This is a genomic window from Planococcus faecalis, from assembly GCF_002009235.1.
Classification (GTDB): Bacteria; Bacillota; Bacilli; order Bacillales_A; family Planococcaceae; genus Planococcus; species Planococcus kocurii.
The window spans coordinates 2788782-2806147 of sequence record NZ_CP019401.1 but is presented as its reverse complement, the minus strand read 5'-3'; the positions used below and the strand labels follow the sequence as shown (position 1 = coordinate 2806147).

The window sequence follows — 17366 nt, the reverse complement described above, 5'->3', positions numbered from 1 at the left end:
GGATTTCAATTGTTGAATTTCCAACTTCCAGTCTTTTGCTTTCTTCTATCAATTAAAATTATACCTGCCTCGCGCGAAAACGCCTGGCGGGTATTTTTTCGTTTTATATCAGAAAAAACGCCTTACATATTCCAAAAAATCAGCAGGTTACGACATTATTTTGGTATGATAAATAGCAAAGAAACTCCTTAATCCATCTATTTCTTCGCTCATTGAGTAAATAACTAGGGATAAAAAGCGTTGCTGATCGCTAAAACAGTAAAAAACACAAGTGTTTGAAAGGGGTCTCACCTATGTATGTTATGAAGCAAACAGGCTGGGTCGAATTGATCTGCGGGAGCATGTTTTCCGGGAAATCGGAAGAATTGATTCGCCGTGTCCGTCGTTCCCAATTTGCTAAACAAAAAATTGCTGTATTTAAACCGAAAATCGACGATCGTTATAGTAAAGAAGAGGTCGTTTCTCATAATGGTTCAACTGTAATTGCCTTGCCCATTTCTTGCTCATCTGAAATGTGGGAATACATTACGGATGAATTTGATGTAATTGCTATAGATGAAGCTCAGTTTTTTGACGAAGATATTATTGGCAATGTTCAGAAACTCGCCAATCACGGATTCCGTGTAATTGTTGCGGGACTCGACCAAGACTTTAGAGGCCGTCCGTTCGGACCAATGCCAGCACTACTCGCAATTGCTGAGCAAGTAACAAAACTTCAAGCAGTTTGCACAGTTTGTGGTTCACCGGCAAGTCGCACGCAACGTTTAATCGACGGAAAACCGGCAGGCTCGGACGATCCAACCATTTTGGTCGGCGCATCAGAAGCCTACGAACCTCGCTGCCGCCATCACCATGAAGTGCCGACTGGCGTTACTGTTAAGTGAATAGAGTATAGATATTGAGATGGTTTTGACGAAATCGCTGCAGGCGGACGCTTTCCGCGGGCATGGCCTCTGCCGCTCTTCCTTCTAAGAGTCATGTGAACAATTATGCAAAGTGAAAACTCTATTTAAAAATTACAGCTGGCTTATCATTAAATCATCAGTGAAGACTTTGATTATTAATATCATTTATTAAGATATGAAGCAAACTAGCGGAGACTCCCGCGGGATAGCGAAGTACCGAACTAACTCGGGCACAAAGCCCGAGTTAGTTCGGTGCAAGCCCGCAGGAAAGCGGAGCTAGTTTGCGGAATATCACAACAATAACCAAAAATTAGAACTTGAGGTGACACCTATGTTTGATCGATTACAATCAGTAGAAGATCGGTATGACCGTTTAAATGAATTGCTAAGTGATCCAGATATCGTTAGTGATACCAATAAGCTACGCGACTATTCAAAAGAACAATCAGACTTGCAAGAAACGGTTGAAAGTTACCGTGAATACAAAGACTTAACCACTCAATTGGCAGAAGCCAAAGCCATGTTCGACGAAAAAATGGATGCCGATATGCGTGAAATGGTCAAAGAAGAAGTGAGTGAACTAGACCAACAGGTTTCGGTTGTTGAAGAGCGCCTTCACAAATTATTGATTCCAAAAGATCCGAATGATGACAAAAACGTTATTATGGAAATTCGTGGAGCAGCAGGTGGCGATGAAGCAGCTTTGTTCGCTGGAGATTTATACCGCATGTATACGCGTTTTGCTGAATCCAATGGCTGGAAAGTGCAAGTAATGGATTCAAATCCGACGGGTCTTGGCGGATTCAAGGAAATCGTCTTTATGATTACCGGTAAAGGCGCTTATTCAAAAATGAAATACGAAAATGGCGCACACCGTGTACAACGCGTTCCGGAAACAGAATCAGGCGGACGTATTCATACTTCTACTGCTACGGTTGCTTGTTTACCAGAAGTTGAAGAAGTAGAAGTTGATATTCATGAAAATGATATTCGTACCGATACGTATGCATCTTCTGGAGCAGGTGGACAATCGGTAAACACGACCATGTCAGCTGTTCGTTTGACGCATCTTCCAACGAATACAGTAGTAACGTGTCAGGACGAGAAATCACAAATTAAAAACAAAGCGAGTGCAATGAAAGTATTACGTGCGCGTGTTTACGAAAAATTCCAGCAAGAAGCTCAAGCTGAATACGATGCAGTTCGTAAATCAGCTGTTGGAACGGGTGACCGTTCTGAACGAATCCGCACATATAATTTTCCTCAAAATCGTGTAACGGATCATCGAATTGGTTTAACCATTCAAAAGTTGGATCAGATTTTACAAGGGAAAATGGATGAAATTATTGATGCCTTGATTATTGAAGAACAATCTGCTCGTATGGAAAGTCTCAATAATGACCAAGCTTAAGTATGTTTATGAGGCCCTGAAGAGGGCTTCTTCTTATTTAGAGGAAAATGGCCGCGAAGAAGGAGCCGCACGTGTGCTTCTTCAACACCAACTGGGTCTTTCGTATTCAGGGTTAATGGCATCAATGCGTGATGAAATAACCGAAGCGCAATTAGAAAGTTTTTGGACGAATATTGAACTACACACAAAAGGAATTCCTGTCCAACATTTGACAGGTACAGAAGAATTTTATGGCAGGCAATTTCGCGTAAATGCCGATGTATTAATTCCTAGACCCGAAACTGAAGAGTTAATAGAAGAAACGCTGCAACTAATCGAACGCCATATGTTAACAAAAGAAATCGCAATTGCGGATATTGGTACGGGAAGTGGTGTTATTGCCATTACGATGAAATGTGAATTGCCACAAGCGCAGGTCACTGCGACAGATATCTCCGAGCCAGCGCTACAAACAGCAATGCAAAATGCGGAAGAGTTAAATGCTGAAATTGATTTTCGGTTAGGTGATGTAACAAAACCAATCGAAAATCAAAAATGGGACGTTATTTTATCTAATCCGCCCTATATCGCCTATGCAGAAGCCCCAGGACTATCGGATAGCGTTCGTGATTTTGAGCCGCATCATGCTTTGTTTGCAGATAATGAAGGGCTGGCACTTTATGAAAAAATGGCAAAACAATTTCCCGAATTGCTAAATAAACCGGGAATTATCGGGTTTGAAATAGGTTATCAACAAGGAGCTGCCGTAGAAAAGATGCTAAAAAGAGCTTTTCCGACAGCATTAATCTATTGTAAAAAAGATATCAACAAAAATGACCGAATGGTTTTTGCGGTAATCGAGTAATTTATACACAAGTTACGCACAGGCTACATGACTTTATCCACGATTTGTGGATAAAAGATGAAAAACCCTTAAAAATAGGAGTTGTTGGTGTGAAAACGAAAATTGTTGTTGTGGATAAAAATGTGGATGAAGAAAATAGTTATACACAAGCTGTGGATATTTTGAAATCTGGTGAAGTAGTCGCTTTTCCAACCGAAACAGTATATGGTCTAGGAGCAGATGCAACGAATTTTGAAGCAGTCAGTAAAATTTTTGAAGCAAAAGGACGTCCTGCAGATAATCCACTGATTGTTCATGTTGATTCAAAAGAAACGGCATTGAGATATGTACAAGAAGTATCATCAAAAGCATTGGACTGCATGGATGCTTTTTGGCCGGGTGCTTTGACGTTGATTTTAAAAGCCGAACCTGAAATTTTTGCGTCTAATGTAACAGCGGATTTGCAAACGGTCGGAATTCGCGTACCCAATCATCCAGTTGCGTTAACCTTACTGCAAAAATTGCAATTGCCTTTAGCTGCGCCGAGTGCCAACACGAGCGGCAAGCCTAGTCCAACTTTAGCTGAACATGTATTTCATGATATGGAGTCTAAAATCCCATTGATTTTGGACGGGGGAGCTACTGAGATTGGTATAGAGTCAACTGTTTTAGATATGACGAGCGAACCACCGGTCATTTTACGTCCGGGCAAAGTGTCAAAAGAACAAATAGAGGCAGTAATCGGAACGGTCCGGTCGTCATCAGGTAACACAAGCAATGTACCTAAATCACCAGGAATGAAATACATGCATTACGCGCCTACAGCTCCTTTGTATTTGATTGAAAATGAAAAAGGCTTGATTGAAAAAGCGATTGAATACGTTCAAGGAAAAGGGAAACGCATCGCAGTCATTAGCGAAACTGAATACCCAATGGCTGACTTTAATTTTCCACTGTCAATGGACAGCCTCTATGCTAGTTTGCGGAAATGCGATTTAACAGATGCTGACTTGATTTTGGCATCAGTAGAATCTGGCACGAAAGAAAATGACGCATTAATGAATAGACTCGAAAAAGCGGCCGACCACAAATGGTTTAGTTGAGTTGCTGAAAGGAGATGCAACATGAAAATTCTTTTTGTTTGCACGGGCAATACATGCCGAAGTCCGATGGCTGAAGCAATCTTAACGTCTAAAAATGTGGCTGGTGTAGAAGTGCGTTCTGCTGGTATATTCGCTGGAATTGCCCCACTCTCTACAAACGCCCAAGCGGTTCTGAACCAACAGCAAATTTCGTTTACGCACACTTCAAAGCCGCTCGATGCTGAAGATTTGCAGTGGGCAGAATTAGTTTTAACTATGACCCATTCACACAAAATGACGCTGTTGCAAGCATATCCGGAAGTGGCAACTAAACTTTATACGCTAACTGAATTTGTCAAAGATTCGAGTAAGGATATTAGTGATCCATACGGTGGACCACTGGAGCTGTATGAAAAAACATTCCAAGAACTCAAGTTCTTAATTGATAAAATTGTTCTCAAAATGACGTGAGCAAAAAAGACAGACAAGCCTTTCACGGGTTTGCCTGTCTTTTTTGCGTAAAAATGTTAGAATTAATTAAAAGCGTGAAGAAAATTCGGCATGATTCGACACTGGCGCTTTTGCTGATTCATAAATTTGATTCCAAGAAAAGAGGGTATATTATGAGAGTAGCAATTTCATCAGATCATGGCGGCAACAATTTAAGGAAAGAAATCGTTAATTTAATGAACGAAATTGGGATTGAATACAAGGATTTTGGTCCACATACAGACGATTCAGTAGATTACCCAGATTATGCAAAACCGGTAGCAGATCTTGTAGCAAGTGGAGAATTTGATCGGGGTATTTTGATTTGCGGCACGGGTATCGGGATGTCTATCTCTGCGAATAAAGTTAAAGGAATCCGTTGTGCACTTGTGCATGATGTATTTAGTGCAAAAGCGACAAGAGGACATAACGATTCGAATATTTTAGCGATGGGCGAGCGCGTTATTGGTCCAGGTCTTGCACGCGAAATTGCGCAGACCTGGCTAACTGAAGAATTTGAAGGCGGTAGACACGAAAAACGCATTCAAAAAATCACAGACCTCGAAAAATAAGGAGGAGTCGGCATGCAAACTTTATGGCAATTGCAACTTGAAGAGGTTTTAAGCGAATTAGAGCAGCAGATCGAATTCAGGAAAGGCCAAGTGTTTGTAGTCGGCTGTTCAACATCAGAAGTAGCAGGAAAGCGCATCGGAACAGGTGGAGGCCTGGATATTGCAGAAAGTTTGTTTGGACCTTTAGCAAAATTTGCAGCTCGCCACCATCTCTTTTTGGCGTTTCAAGGCTGCGAACATATTAACCGGGCCTTGACTGTAGAGCGTCGGGCAGCTGAAAAATATGGCTGGGAACCGGTCACGGTGATTCCTGCTCCAAAAGCGGGAGGGTCAATGAGTGCATACGCATTCGGTAATATGATCGATCCTGTGGTGGTAGAAGAAATCCAGGCACATGCGGGGATTGATATTGGACAAACAATGATTGGCATGCATTTAAAAAGAGTTGCCGTTCCGTTGCGTACATCTGTTAAACTAGTAGGTGAAGCGGTTGTGGCATCCGCTACGACACGGCCGAAATTAATTGGCGGTGAGCGTGCGAACTATAATCGTGAGCTTGTTCAATCACGGGAGGGATATACGGATGGAATTGATTAAGATGCAAGACCCAGCAGTATATGAAGCGATGAATGCAGAAAAAGGAAGACAAGAAGCGAATATCGAATTGATTGCTTCTGAAAACTTTGTTTCGCAAGCCGTTATGGATGCACAAGGATCAGTATTAACAAACAAATACGCAGAAGGCTATCCGGGCAAACGCTATTACGGAGGCTGTGAATATGTAGATGTGGTTGAAAACATTGCACGTGACCGGCTGAAAGAGATTTTTGGCGCAGAGCATGCGAACGTTCAACCCCACTCAGGATCACAGGCCAATATGGCTGTATACACAGCCATTTTGGACAAAGGCGATACGATTCTTGGGATGAACTTAAACCATGGTGGGCATTTAACACATGGTAGTAAAGTGAATTTTAGTGGGATGCAGTATAATTTTGTTGAGTACGGAGTCACGGAAGAAGAGCAATTAATTGATTATGAAGCAGTTCGTCAAGCGGCATTAGAGCATAAGCCAAAAATGATCGTTGCTGGAGCAAGTGCTTACTCACGTCAATTGGATTTTGCTAAGTTCCGTGAAATTGCTGATGAAGTTGGCGCATACTTGATGGTCGACATGGCTCATATTGCAGGTCTAGTTGCTACTGGAGCTCATTCCAATCCTGTCCCTCACGCTCATTTCGTTACATCGACTACGCATAAAACATTGCGTGGACCACGTGGTGGATTGATTCTTTGTAACGCAGAATTTGCGAAAAAAATTGATAAAACGATTTTCCCAGGAATTCAAGGCGGTCCGCTTATGCACGTAATCGCAGCGAAAGCCGTTGCATTTGGCGAAGCGCAACAACCAGAATTCAAAACCTATATTGAACAAGTTGTAAAAAATGCGGATGCACTAGCTAAAGCATTGATCGCAGAAGGTGTGAATATCGTCTCTGGCGGCACGGACAATCATTTGCTGCTGCTCGATCTTCGTTCGTTAAATCTGACCGGGAAAGTTGCAGAACATGTACTTGATGAAGTTGGTATTACGACGAACAAAAATACCATTCCATTCGATCCGGAAAGCCCATTTGTCACATCGGGTATCCGCTTAGGAACTGCTGCTGTTACATCTCGTGGATTTAAAGAACAGGATATGAACGAAATTGCTGCGATTATGGCCATGCTTTTGAAAAATCCGGAAGATGAAAACGTGAAAAAAGATGCTACAGAACGTACGGCTAAACTAACTGCTGCGCATCCCTTATATAAATAAATTCATGCAGCTACCGAGTAAAACTGCTTGGTAGCTGTATTTTTACATTATTAAATTTGAAGAGGCACTTCATTTCTCGTAGTGATAGCGATTCTTCTAGCTGCTACGCTCAGCTTGCAGAAGTCTATACTTTTTTTCGTTATATAGCGGCACCACTTTAAGTTGTAGATGGTCAAATTTCTTCGTATCAGCATGTAAAGGTGAATGTATATTGTTCAGTTGAAGTACATAGAAATAACAGCAGGAGGGACGTGTCGCATGTACACGAATGAACTTGAAAGAGATAAGAAAGTGATTATAGAGTGGCTGCGCCGTCTAGGTGTAGAATTCCATACATCGTTTCTAATCATCAATTCTGAAATAGAAAATCATCCCATCGTTTATGCAAATGACGCTTTCTACAAAATGATCGGCTATAGCGAAGCGGAAACGCTCGGGCGCAATGGACGCTTTCTTCACGGAGAAAAAACAGCAAAAGAAGCAAGTGATAAAGTACGTGCCTGCGTGGCTTCTGGTGAGAGTGGAGTAGTTGAAATCGTCAATTACCGAAAAAACGGCACACCTTTTTGGAATGAAATATCAGTGGAACCTTTGTCTTTTCCAGAGAAGAATTTCAATTTCACTTTGATGCTACAGCACGATATTACAGATCGTAAGCGTGCGGAAGCGCTGATTAAACTTCAAAAAGAAACGTATAGAGGCATTGAAAAAGGACATATGCTCAGTGTGCTGTTGCAGGACATCTGCCAGACAGCCGAATCGTTTTTTATTGATAGTGCAAAATGTACAGTTTTGTTGATCGATGATGATGAATTTTATAAAATCGGTGCAGCCAATTCTATGCCAAAAGGCTTTCAAGAAGCGATTAGTGGCTTAGCCGTTGAAGAAGATATTGGAACGTGCGGAGCTGCGTTTCATAGACAGAAATTAGTAGTTGTCGAAGACATGGGCTCAGATTATCTATGGCGGAATCATCAGCAATTGGTAAAAGAGTATGGGTTGGTAGCAAGCTGGTCCATTCCCATATTCAACGTTGAAGGAAAGACAATGGGTACGTTTGGGATTTACTTTTCTGTTCCATTGACTCCACACGAAGAAGATTTAGCCTTCATGGAAGAAATCGGATCCATTACTTCACTGGCGATCAAGTATTCTCAGCAGCAAGAAAAAATTCTGCGGCTTGCTTATGTCGATGAGCATACAGGATTGCCCAACCGAAATTATTTCAGAAATGAAGTCGCTGAACTGCTCAAAGAAAAACGAGAAGGCTTTATTGCCTTTATATCAACAGATGAATACGTCGCAGTAGTCGATCAATACGGTCACAGCACAGGAGATACCATTATGAGTGAAATCGGCAAACGGTTGATGCTGTCACAAAATTCTTCTGAGGGGTTGATTGCACGGTTTTCAGATTCAACGTTGGCCATGTTTAGCATGATGCCGTTCACTAAAATCCCGGAATATTTAGAGCATCTGTTGCAGGGGCTAGTCGAACCGATTACTGTTGGCGATATGGAATTATTTCTAACTTTGAAAATTGGTGTAGCAGTTGTGACTCCTCATCAAGAGAATTCGGAAGAATTGATTCGTTGTGCAGATAGTGCTTTGTCTCAGGCAAAACTTCGGACAGGCGAAGCGATTTGTTATTTTGAGAGTGAACATGATGAGTTTATGATGAAATACCTGCGTGTGGCTAATGAATTGACCGCAGCCCTCAGGCGCAATGAAGTGGGCGTGCACCTGCAGCCGAAAGTCGATTTGGCAACTGGTGAAATTTTAAGCTTTGAAGCGCTCGCTCGCTGGACTTCACCGGACCTTGGCACGATTTCGCCGGATGTCTTTATTCCAGCAGCTGAAAAAAATGGCAAGATTCGTTTGTTGGAGCAGAACATCTTACAACAAGTGTTGGACTGGATGAAAAAAAGAGTAGAGCAGGGCTTGAAGATTCGACAAGTAGCTATCAACATATCAGCAGATCATTTTTTTCATCATTCATTTGTTCCGCATCTAATGGATATGACTGCCGAATATGGTATTGATCCACAGTGGATTCAATTGGAAATTACAGAACGAATTGGCTTTGTTGATATCGAGACAGCCAATAAAGTATTCAAACACTTGAAGCAGTGCGGCTTTACTACGTCGATTGATGATTTTGGAACAGGTTACTCATCACTCAGCTACTTACAAAAACTGCCTGTCGAAGAATTAAAAATCGATCGTTCATTCATTTCGAATATGAATGAGCCAGGAACATTGGCGATTATTCGAACCATCATCCAGCTTGCAGAAAACCTGAACATGCGTGCAGTAGCAGAAGGTGTGGAAACGGAAAAAGATCGTCAAACATTGTTGGAGCTTGGCTGCAAAGTAGGGCAAGGTTATCTGTTCTATAAACCGATGCCGCTGAACGAAGCTTTTTTCTTGTAACAGAAAAACTTGTTAGGAACTGAACATTAATTGCGTTGGCTCAAAAATGAATGGCGCTGATGGTTGTCCAAAAATTTGATGCCAAGAAAAGCTGGGGAAGTTATCCTGGCTTTTTTTTTTGTGAAATAAACCATAGGTGAAAATAACTGAATAATGCTAAAGCAATATCTGACAACTTGGGCTACTGGTTTTCTGTTATACTATTTAAGATAATATTTGAAAAGGAGAGATAGCCATGGGAAAAGTATACGTTTTCGATCATCCGCTGATCCAACATAAAGTAACGTACATCCGTGATAAATCTACAGGCACAAAAGAGTTTCGTGAATTGGTGGATGAAATTGCTACATTGATGGCATTTGAAATCACACGCGACTTGCCATTAGAGGAAATCGACGTGGAGACACCAGTTCAAATGGCGAAATCTAAAGTTTTAGCAGGAAAAAAATTAGGCGTTGTGCCGATTTTGCGTGCAGGAATTGGAATGGTAGATGGAATTTTGAAATTGATTCCAGCTGCTAAAGTTGGACATATTGGGTTATACCGTGACCCGGTTACGTTGCAGCCGGTTGAGTACTATTTGAAATTACCTTCTGATGTACAAGAACGAGATTTCATCGTAGTTGATCCAATGCTTGCTACAGGCGGATCAGCAATCGAAGCAGTCAACTCTATGAAAAAACGTGGAGCCACAAAAATCCGTTTCATGTGCATCATCGCAGCTCCTGAAGGTGTAGAAGCTTTGCAAAAAGCTCATCCGGATGTGGATATCTACATCGCAGCGCTTGATGAGAAATTGAACGAAAAAGGATACATCGTACCAGGTCTTGGAGATGCTGGCGACCGATTATTCGGAACAAAATAAGAGAGCGAGGTATATCAGCTTGACGAAAAAATGGAAAGTAATGACGATATTTGGTACGCGGCCTGAAGCCATTAAAATGGCACCGCTTGTGTTAGAACTGCAAAAACATCCGGACACCATTGAGCCATTAGTAACGGTGACGGCGCAGCACAGAGAAATGCTGGACCAGGTTCTGGAGACATTCGGTATCACGCCTGATTTCGACTTGAACATTATGAAAGATCGTCAAACATTGACTGATGTGACAATGCGCGCGATGCAAGGGCTTGATGAAGTTATGAAAAAAGCAAAACCAGATATCGTGCTGGTTCATGGCGATACGACAACAACTTTCGCCGCTAGTCTTGCCGCATTTTATAACCAAGTTGCCATTGGACATGTAGAAGCGGGTTTGCGTACGCACAATAAATACTCGCCATATCCTGAAGAAATGAACCGTCAATTGACGGGAGTCATGGCAGACATTCATTTTTCACCAACTGAAAAATCTGCTCAAAATCTGCTTGCTGAAAACAAAAAAGAAGAAACCATTTATATTACAGGAAATACAGCGATTGATGCACTTCAAACAACGGTGCGTGAAACGTATTCGCATCCAATTTTGGAGAAAATCGGTACGGATCGTATGATTCTTTTGACGGCACATCGTCGTGAAAATTTAGGCCAACCGATGCGCAATATGTTCCGTGCCATCAAACGTTTGATCGAAGAGCATGACGATATTCAAGTAGTTTACCCGGTGCATATGAATCCGGCAGTACGTGAAGTAGCAGATGAGGTATTGGGTCGCGATCCGCGTATCCATTTGATCGAGCCGTTGGAAGTTTTGGATTTCCACAACTTTGCAGCACGTTCGTTCTTTATCCTGACTGACTCTGGTGGCATTCAAGAAGAGGCACCCTCATTAGGTAAGCCGGTATTGGTCCTGCGTGATACGACTGAACGCCCTGAAGGTATTAGTGCGGGAACGCTTAAGCTTGCGGGAACGGACGAAGAAACAATTTACGGAATGGCCAAAGAATTGCTGACGGATGAAGCGGCGTATAAAGCAATGTCGCAAGCATCTAATCCATACGGAGACGGTAAAGCATCTGCTCGGATTGTAGAAGCATTGCACACTTATTTCTCGAAGTTGTAAAAGAGTGAATCGCCGATTCCACTTTTCGTGTTGTCCAGTTGCAAGTGCCCAGCTCTTCGGGATGTAAGCCACTCTAGCTGTGCGGCAAAGAACGCCGCTTCGCCAGATTGTCTTACACCTGTCAGAGCTAAACAGGCACTTTCACTTTTCGTGTTGTCCAGTTGCATCGGCTAGCTCCTCGGGGTCTTAAGTCAGCCTGGCTGTGTGGCTGAAAAACGCCACTTCGCCATTCTGTCTTAAGCCTGTCGGAGCTAAAATAGCCGATTCCACTTTTCGTGTTAAAGTTTGTCGACAATATGTCAGAGGGAAATCGCTTGTGAAGTTTTTCACTTCTACTAATTGACATGATTTTACCCCTAATGTATGCTTACAAAGGGTATGCATGAGAAGGTTTTCTTACATAGAATATGTAATTTGGAAGCCTGATGCGACTACTCTTTTTGAGGGTGTAATGTCAAATCAACGAAGTTCGAGGGGGTTGTCATGCGCCCAACAAAAAGGCCCTTGCAAGCGATGGCAATTTACAGCGCCATCCTCTCACAACTTGTCGGGTCCGTACTCATCGGGGTGTTTACAGGTATGTGGCTCGATGAAAGGATCGGAACCGCCCCGTTTTTCATGATCATCTGCCTATTCATAGGCATTACTGCCGGTGTTTGGGCAATGCTTCAGACTGTCCGCAAATTCGAATCAGGAGACAAGTGAAAATGGATGGACTTAGGGAGATATATACAAGGCTAAAAAAGATGATCCTTTTCATCTTAGCGTTCTACGTTATTGGTTGGGGGTTTACCTCTTATCAAGAAGTGTTCGCAGGTCTCATCATCGGAACTTTGTTCGGCATTTACAACATGTGGATTCTCGTTCGTCGGATGGAGAAATTCGACCGAGCGGTGGCTGAAGGCTCGAAAGTTCGTTCGCTTGGAACGGCATTACGGTTTGCATCAGGTGTTGCAGCTGTGGCGATTGCCATTTTATTCGCAGAGCACATTCACTTGGTCAGTACAGTAATTGGGTTGATGGTCCCTTATGCTCTGTTATTAACAGAGCGGATTGTTTATCACGTGAAACACCATTAAGAATGTGGAAAGAGAGGTGAAACTATCGTGGAACATGGCGCTCCTATGCTCAAGGTGTTCGGGATCTGGTTCAACCTATCGAACGTTATGATGCTACTTGTAGCCGCTCTTATCGTCTTCCTAATTGCTTTTGTCGCTACACGGAATTTGCAACTTAAACCGACGGGTATGCAAAACTTCATGGAATGGATCATGGATTTCGTGAAAGGGATAATCAAAAGCAATATGGATTGGAAAGATGGTGGCCGATTCCATGTTCTTGGAATCACCCTGATTATGTTCATTTTTGTGTCGAACATGTTGGGACTTCCATTTGCAATAGTTGTCAACGGAGATCTGTGGTGGAAATCACCAACAGCTGATCCGACGGTAGCAATGACACTAGCCGCAACGGTACTAGTTTTGAGCCATTTTTATGGGATCAAGCTAAAAGGACTAAAAGGATATGGTGGAAGCTATCTTAAGCCCATGCCATTCCTATTTCCTTTAAAGATTATTGAGGAATTCGCAAATACGCTGACACTCGGTCTGCGTCTTTACGGTAACATCTATGCGGGGGAAATCTTGTTAACTTTGTTAGCAGGCCTCGCATCAGCAAGTGCTTTCGGATTTGCAACAGCTATTTTACCAATGATGGCGTGGCAAGGGTTCTCGATCTTTATCGGGGCAATCCAATCATTTATTTTCGTTATGTTGACGATGGTCTATTTATCGCATAAAGTTGCCGACGACCATTGAGTATAAACTGCTCATCGAGCAAACAAAAAAACAACTATCCTGAGGAGGACACATTACAATGACAGGTTCATTAGGTTTATTAGCAGCAGCAATCGCAGTAGGTTTAGCAGCACTAGGCGCGGGTATCGGTAACGGTCTTATCGTTTCAAAAACAGTTGAAGGTATCGCTCGCCAGCCAGAAGCTCGTGGCGTATTACAAACAACTATGTTCATCGGTGTTGCATTGGTTGAGGCATTGCCAATCATCGCTGTAGTTATCGCGTTCATCGTTATGAACCAATAGTATTTTTATACAAAAAGTTAAATGGTGGGGATGCTTCGACATGGTTTTCGCCATTTAAACTTGTATGAACTAGTATTTTTCAGAAACACAACTTACGAAAATAAAAGATCTTACTATAGAAGAAATTGCATTTTAGGCTCTTGAAGGGAGTGAAACAATCGTGTTTTTTGATCACCTCGTACTCGGTGCAACCGGGGAGTTTTTGAATATTGGAGACATTCTCGCTACACTTGTGATCTTCATTTTACTAATGTTGCTATTGAAGAAGTTCGCATGGGGTCCTTTGATGGGCATAATGCAGCAACGTGAAGATTTGATCAAGAGTGAGATCGAAACTGCTGAAAACAGCCGTCTAGAATCACACAAATTGCTTGAAGAGCAGCGCAGCCTTCTTAAAGATGCGCGTACACAAGCACAAGAAATCGTTGAAAACGCTAAAAAGCAAGGCGAAGTTTCGCGTGAGGAAATCATTACAACTGCACGTGCTGAATCTGCTCGCATGAAAGATGCTGCAGTTCAGGAAATTGCTAACGAAAGAGATAAAGCGATTTCAGCTGTTCGTGAAGAAGTTGTGGCATTGTCACTACTTGCTGCTACGAAAGTGCTTGAAAAAGAAATCTCTGAGGAAGACAACCGTCAGTTGATTAATGAAACGATTGCGAAGGCAGGCGAAGTTCAGTGAGTCAAGTTGCAGAACGCTACGCTTTAGCATTGTTCCAAGTCGCTCAAAAGCATGAATCGTCTTTGGCAATTGAACATGATTTACGTGAAGTGAAAAAAGTCTTTGAAATGACTCCTGAACTTTACAATTTGATTGTTTCTCCAAAACTTTCAGCTGATAAAAGAACAAACTTAATCAATGAAGTGTTTCATGAGGCAAATCCGTTTGTCGTTAACACACTCCAATTGATGGCAGAACGCAAACGTCTGAACGAAGTTGGCTCATTGGCTGATGAGTTTATTGCTTTATCTAATCATGCACAAGGAATCGAAGATGCAGAAGTATATTCTACACGTCCATTGACTGAAGAAGAACGTGCATCGATTTCTTCTGTATTCGCTAAAAAAATTGGCAAACAATCTTTGCGAATTGAAAATATTATCGACCCATCGTTGATCGGTGGATTACGTATTCAAATCGGTAACCGTATTTATGACAGCAGCGTGAGCACGAAACTGGCACGCTTGCAACGTCAACTAATCGGTTAATTATGAAATTATGAGAGGGTGACATACATGAGCATCAAAGCTGAAGAAATCAGCGGTCTGATTAAACAACAGATTGAAAATTATCAATCAGAGATGAAAGTTGACGACGTTGGTACAGTAATTACCATTGGTGATGGTATCGCGCGCGCTCATGGCCTCGACAATGTCATGGCTGGAGAACTTGTAGAGTTCTCAACTGGTGCTATTGGTATGGCGCAAAACTTGGAAGCCAACAACGTTGGTATTATTATCCTTGGCCCTTACACAGACATCAAAGAAGGCGATGAAGTACGTCGAACTGGCCGTATTATGGAAGTACCGGTAGGACACGAACTTATCGGACGTGTAGTAAATCCACTTGGACAACCTGTTGACGGTCTTGGACCAATCAACACAACAAAATCTCGTCCAATTGAAAGTCCTGCACAAGGTGTAATGGCCCGTAAATCGGTTCATGAGCCACTTCAAACAGGTATTAAAGCGATTGATGCACTTGTGCCAATCGGTCGTGGACAGCGTGAGTTGATCATCGGTGACCGTCAGACAGGTAAAACTTCTGTAGCGATCGATACGATTTTAAACCAAGCTGACCAAGATATGATTTGTATCTACGTGGCAATCGGACAAAAAGAATCTACTGTACGTAACGTAGTAGAAACTTTCCGTAAAAATGGAGCATTAGATTACACAATCGTTGTAACAGCTTCAGCTTCACAACCAGCTCCATTATTGTACTTGGCTCCTTATGCAGGTATTACAATGGCAGAAGAATTCATGTTTGAAGGCAAACACGTGTTAATCGTCTATGATGATTTAACAAAACAAGCATCTGCTTACCGTGAACTTTCACTACTACTTCGTCGTCCACCAGGCCGTGAAGCTTACCCAGGTGACGTTTTCTACTTGCACTCACGTTTACTAGAACGTGCTGCAAAATTAAACGAAACTCTTGGTTCAGGTTCTATCACAGCATTGCCGTTCGTTGAAACGCAAGCTGGCGATATTGCTGCATATATTCCAACAAACGTTATCTCGATTACAGATGGTCAGATTTTCCTTCAGTCGGATCTATTCTTCTCGGGTGTACGCCCAGCGATCAATGCGGGTCTTTCTGTATCACGTGTTGGTGGTTCAGCTCAGATCAAAGCAATGAAAAAAGTTGCGGGTACATTACGTCTTGACTTGGCTGCTTTCCGTGAACTTGAGTCATTCTCACAGTTTGGTTCAGATCTTGATGCTGCAACTGCTGCGAAACTTGAGCGTGGGAAACGTACAGTTGAAGTCTTGAAGCAAGACTTGAACAATCCAATCAAAGTTGAAAAACAAGTTGTTATTTTCTACGCGTTAACTCGTGGATTCCTTGACGATATCGCGATCAACGACATTTCTCGCTTTGAAGCTGAATTGACAAGCTGGTTAGATCTAAACCACACAGAAATTTTGGATACTATTCGCACAACTCAAGGATTACCAGCTGATGACGCATTTGCTGCAGCGATTAACGAATTCAAACGCACATTTGCAAAATCTGAGTAATATCGAGTTCGAATAAGAAGAAAAAATAATAAGGTGGTGAAATACCAGTGGCATCATTACGCGATATAAAAAACCGAATTACGTCAACGAAGAAAACAAGTCAAATCACAAGAGCCATGCAAATGGTTTCTGCATCTAAACTAAGCCGTGCGGAAGTAAACGCGAAAGCGTTCGTTCCATACATGCACAAAATTCAGGATGTTGTCGCATCTATCGCAGCTGGATCTTCAGATACTAGCAACCCGATGATGATTGCTCGCCCTGTAAAGAAAACCGCTTATTTAGTGATTACATCAGATCGTGGGCTAGTAGGTGGATATAACAGTAATATTCTTCGTACTGTTATGGCTAAAATCCGCGAACGCCATACATCTAATGACGACTTTGTAATCCTCAGCGTTGGCCGGAAAGGAAAGGAATTCTTTGCGAAGCAAGGAATGACGATTCTTGAGAGTGCAATCGCACTTCCGGATCATCCGACGTTTGCGGATATTAAAGAAATAACGCGCAAAGCTGTTGGTATGTTCTCAGATGGTACGTATGACGAAGTTTATATGTACTACAATCACTTTGTTTCAGCTATTCAACAAGAAGTCACAGAGAAAAAAGTCTTGCCGCTGACGGATATTCAACCGACAGGATCAACTGCATCGTATGAGTTTGATCCTTCAGCAGAAGCAATTTTGGAAGTTTTACTTCCTCAATACGCAGAAAGCTTAATCTTTGGGGCTGTTCTTGACGGCAAAGCGAGTGAACATGCTGCATCCATGACAGCAATGAAGAGCGCGACTGATAATGCGTCTGATTTGATTAGTGGACTTACACTTCAATACAACCGTGCACGCCAAGCAGCAATCACACAGGAAATTACAGAGATTGTTGGCGGAGCATCTGCTTTAGAATAAAACATACAGAAGTATTCATGTAGACTCGACAGGCTAATGGCGAAATGCACTAGAAATTTTATTTCTAGAGTAGATTGCC

Annotated in this window: 20 protein-coding genes; 19 read left to right on the top strand and 1 reads right to left on the bottom strand. The window is 42.2% G+C overall.

What is annotated here, in order from left to right:
* Nucleotides 1-293 precede the first annotated feature (293 nt).
* The 11 genes from AJGP001_RS13940 (at nucleotide 294) to wecB (ending at nucleotide 11537) form a co-directional block, all read left to right on the top strand.
* Complete coding sequence (locus tag AJGP001_RS13940; RefSeq protein ID WP_071153047.1) at nucleotides 294-884, top strand: thymidine kinase; 591 nt, start codon at nucleotides 294-296, stop codon at nucleotides 882-884.
* Nucleotides 885-1236: 352 nt separating this feature from the next.
* Nucleotides 1237-2316, top strand: coding sequence for a peptide chain release factor 1 (gene prfA, locus AJGP001_RS13935; protein ID WP_058384453.1), 1080 nt, complete (start codon nucleotides 1237-1239; stop codon nucleotides 2314-2316).
* Nucleotides 2303-3160, top strand: coding sequence for a peptide chain release factor N(5)-glutamine methyltransferase (gene prmC / locus AJGP001_RS13930; RefSeq protein WP_071153048.1), 858 nt, complete (start codon nucleotides 2303-2305; stop codon nucleotides 3158-3160). The genes prfA and prmC overlap by 14 nt, the downstream gene beginning before the upstream one ends.
* 89 nt (nucleotides 3161-3249) lie before the next feature.
* Nucleotides 3250-4242, top strand: coding sequence for an L-threonylcarbamoyladenylate synthase (locus tag AJGP001_RS13925; protein ID WP_071153049.1), 993 nt, complete (start codon nucleotides 3250-3252; stop codon nucleotides 4240-4242).
* A 21-nt stretch (nucleotides 4243-4263) separates the two neighbouring features.
* Nucleotides 4264-4692: a low molecular weight protein arginine phosphatase gene (locus tag AJGP001_RS13920; protein ID WP_071153050.1), complete on the top strand. Its 429-nt coding sequence runs from the start codon at nucleotides 4264-4266 to the stop codon at nucleotides 4690-4692.
* A 152-nt stretch (nucleotides 4693-4844) separates the two neighbouring features.
* Nucleotides 4845-5282 carry a ribose 5-phosphate isomerase B gene (rpiB, locus tag AJGP001_RS13915; protein WP_058384457.1) on the top strand — a complete coding sequence of 146 codons (438 nt, stop codon included), beginning with the start codon at nucleotides 4845-4847 and terminating at the stop codon, nucleotides 5280-5282.
* Between the two features lie 12 nt (nucleotides 5283-5294).
* Entirely contained in the window at nucleotides 5295-5879 is a 585-nt protein-coding gene (locus tag AJGP001_RS13910; protein ID WP_058384458.1) for a TIGR01440 family protein, read from the top strand.
* Nucleotides 5866-7101: a serine hydroxymethyltransferase gene (glyA, locus tag AJGP001_RS13905; protein ID WP_071153051.1), complete on the top strand. Its 1236-nt coding sequence runs from the start codon at nucleotides 5866-5868 to the stop codon at nucleotides 7099-7101. The genes AJGP001_RS13910 and glyA overlap by 14 nt, the downstream gene beginning before the upstream one ends.
* Nucleotides 7102-7359: 258 nt before the next feature.
* Complete coding sequence (locus AJGP001_RS13900) at nucleotides 7360-9534, top strand: EAL domain-containing protein (protein WP_071153052.1); 2175 nt, start codon at nucleotides 7360-7362, stop codon at nucleotides 9532-9534.
* Nucleotides 9535-9769: 235 nt separating this feature from the next.
* A complete protein-coding gene (gene upp, locus AJGP001_RS13895; RefSeq protein WP_058384461.1) occupies nucleotides 9770-10399 on the top strand; it encodes a uracil phosphoribosyltransferase in 630 nt (209 codons plus the stop codon).
* Nucleotides 10400-10418: 19 nt separating this feature from the next.
* Nucleotides 10419-11537, top strand: a complete 1119-nt coding sequence (wecB, locus tag AJGP001_RS13890) for a non-hydrolyzing UDP-N-acetylglucosamine 2-epimerase (RefSeq protein WP_058384462.1) — start codon at nucleotides 10419-10421, stop codon at nucleotides 11535-11537.
* Here wecB and AJGP001_RS13885 read toward each other — a convergent pair.
* Nucleotides 11519-11704 (bottom strand): hypothetical protein, encoded by a 186-nt coding sequence (locus AJGP001_RS13885; RefSeq protein ID WP_071153053.1) that lies wholly within the window; start codon nucleotides 11702-11704, stop codon nucleotides 11519-11521. The genes wecB and AJGP001_RS13885 overlap by 19 nt on opposite strands.
* Before the next feature lie 316 nt (nucleotides 11705-12020).
* Between AJGP001_RS13885 and AJGP001_RS13880 the strand changes: the two genes are divergently transcribed.
* The 8 genes from AJGP001_RS13880 to atpG all read left to right on the top strand — a co-directional run bounded on the left by AJGP001_RS13880 (nucleotide 12021) and on the right by atpG (nucleotide 17287).
* A complete protein-coding gene (locus tag AJGP001_RS13880; RefSeq protein ID WP_058384463.1) occupies nucleotides 12021-12242 on the top strand; it encodes an AtpZ/AtpI family protein in 222 nt (73 codons plus the stop codon).
* A gap of 2 nt (nucleotides 12243-12244) precedes the next feature.
* Nucleotides 12245-12616: an ATP synthase subunit I gene (locus tag AJGP001_RS13875; RefSeq protein WP_058384464.1), complete on the top strand. Its 372-nt coding sequence runs from the start codon at nucleotides 12245-12247 to the stop codon at nucleotides 12614-12616.
* Nucleotides 12617-12643: 27 nt separating this feature from the next.
* The gene (gene atpB, locus AJGP001_RS13870) at nucleotides 12644-13354 is read left to right on the top strand and encodes a F0F1 ATP synthase subunit A (RefSeq protein ID WP_058384465.1); all 711 of its coding nucleotides are present in this window, start codon (nucleotides 12644-12646) and stop codon (nucleotides 13352-13354) included.
* 58 nt (nucleotides 13355-13412) lie between these two features.
* Nucleotides 13413-13637: a F0F1 ATP synthase subunit C gene (atpE, locus tag AJGP001_RS13865; RefSeq protein WP_006829234.1), complete on the top strand. Its 225-nt coding sequence runs from the start codon at nucleotides 13413-13415 to the stop codon at nucleotides 13635-13637.
* A gap of 160 nt (nucleotides 13638-13797) precedes the next feature.
* Entirely contained in the window at nucleotides 13798-14319 is a 522-nt protein-coding gene (gene atpF / locus AJGP001_RS13860; protein ID WP_058384466.1) for a F0F1 ATP synthase subunit B, read from the top strand.
* On the top strand, nucleotides 14316-14846 hold the full coding sequence (locus AJGP001_RS13855; protein ID WP_058384467.1) for a F0F1 ATP synthase subunit delta: 531 nt from the start codon (nucleotides 14316-14318) through the stop codon (nucleotides 14844-14846). Before atpF ends, AJGP001_RS13855 begins: the two co-directional genes overlap by 4 nt.
* 27 nt (nucleotides 14847-14873) lie before the next feature.
* On the top strand, nucleotides 14874-16382 hold the full coding sequence (gene atpA, locus AJGP001_RS13850; protein ID WP_058384468.1) for a F0F1 ATP synthase subunit alpha: 1509 nt from the start codon (nucleotides 14874-14876) through the stop codon (nucleotides 16380-16382).
* Between the two features lie 47 nt (nucleotides 16383-16429).
* A complete protein-coding gene (gene atpG, locus AJGP001_RS13845; RefSeq protein ID WP_058384469.1) occupies nucleotides 16430-17287 on the top strand; it encodes an ATP synthase F1 subunit gamma in 858 nt (285 codons plus the stop codon).
* Nucleotides 17288-17366 lie beyond the last annotated feature (79 nt).